The organism is Streptomyces hokutonensis (genome assembly GCF_000376565.1).
GTDB lineage: Bacteria > Actinomycetota > Actinomycetes > Streptomycetales > Streptomycetaceae > Streptomyces > Streptomyces hokutonensis.
Genome location: NZ_BARG01000166.1, coordinates 1 through 1,332, shown reverse-complemented (window position 1 = coordinate 1,332; position 1,332 = coordinate 1). Strand labels below are relative to the sequence as shown.

The 1,332-nt window shown below is 69.5% G+C and carries 2 protein-coding genes; both read left to right on the top strand.

All coding sequences use genetic code 11. From position 1 onward, the window contains the following. A partial coding sequence (locus SSP08S_RS54535; protein ID WP_019076047.1) for an ArsB/NhaD family transporter occupies positions 1-760 on the top strand: 760 nt, incomplete at its 5' end. 58 nt (positions 761-818) lie between these two features. Continuing rightward, entirely contained in the window at positions 819-1,304 is a 486-nt protein-coding gene (locus tag SSP08S_RS54530; RefSeq protein WP_043260500.1) for a cation:proton antiporter regulatory subunit, read from the top strand. Positions 1,305-1,332 lie beyond the last annotated feature (28 nt).

Sequence of the window (1,332 nt, the reverse complement as noted above, 5' to 3'; positions counted from 1 at the left end):
CCTCGCCCCGCTGTCCGCGCTCCTGGTCGTCGTACTCCTGCTGCTGTGCCGGGTGATGTTCCGCAAGTCCTTCGTCTACGACGAGGACCGTGCCGCCGAGATCATGGCCCTGGAGGAGCGCGAGGCCATCAAGGACCCGCGGCTGATGGTGCAGGGTCTGGTCGTGCTGGCCCTGGTGGTGGCCGGCTTCGTCCTCCACCCGGTACTTCACTACGAGCCCAGCATCGTTGCCCTGCTCGGTGCCGGGCTGCTCATCGCCGTCTCCACGGCCGAGACGAGCGAGGTCCTGTCCGAGGTGGAGTGGCCCACGCTCGCCTTCTTCGCCGGCCTGTTCATCATGATCGGCGGCCTGATCGACACCGGTGTGATCGACGAGGTCTCCAAGGCGCTGGCGGACGGGATCGGCACGAACGAACTCGGCGGCTCCCTGGCGATGCTGGGCGCCTCCGCGGTCCTGTCCGGGGTGGTCGACAACATCCCCTACGTCGCCACCATGGCCCCCATCACCGGCGACCTGGTCCACAACATGGGCGGCGCCGGCGACCACGTCATGTGGTGGGCCCTCGCCCTCGGCGCGGACCTCGGCGGCAACGCCACCGCCATCGGCGCCTCCGCGAACGTCGTCGTCCTCGGCATCGCCGAACGCAACCGACAGCCCATCACCTTCTGGCAGTTCACCAAGTACGGCCTGATCGTCACCGCCGTCACCGTGGCCATCTCGCTCGGCTACGTGTGGCTGCGCTACTTCGCACTGGCCTGAACAGGGCCACCACCGACATCGGACAGAGATGACAGAGACAGAGGACAGGAAGACGCACATGGGTACTCCACGCGTGAGCAGTACGCCGTTGCCGGGGATCGGTGTCCGTTACGACCTGACGACGCGTGAGCGGCGCCGTGTGTCGGTGGTCGCGCACCGGGACGGCGAGCGCACGCTGAACGCGTACCGCGCGGACGACCCGGACGCCTGCGCCCTGTCGGTGCGGCTGACCGCGGGGGAGACGACGGCGCTCATCGACGCCCTGCTGCCCTCGCACCACAGCCCGAATCTGCTGTCCACCACCGAACTCGGGCTGGTCGCGGAGCGCGTAGCGCTGTCGGCGCTCTCGTACTGGAACGGCCGCGTGCTGGGCGAGACCCGGATGCGCACCGAGACCGGCGTCTCGATCGTGGCCGTCCTGCGCCGGGCCGAGGCCGTCCCGTCTCCCACGCCGGACTTCCGGCTGGCCGGCGGGGACACCCTGATCGTGATCGGCACGCGCGAGGGTGTCGAGGCGGCCGCGGCGATACTCGGGCGGGAGTGAACCGGTGCATTCCTCCGCGAGGTTCCTG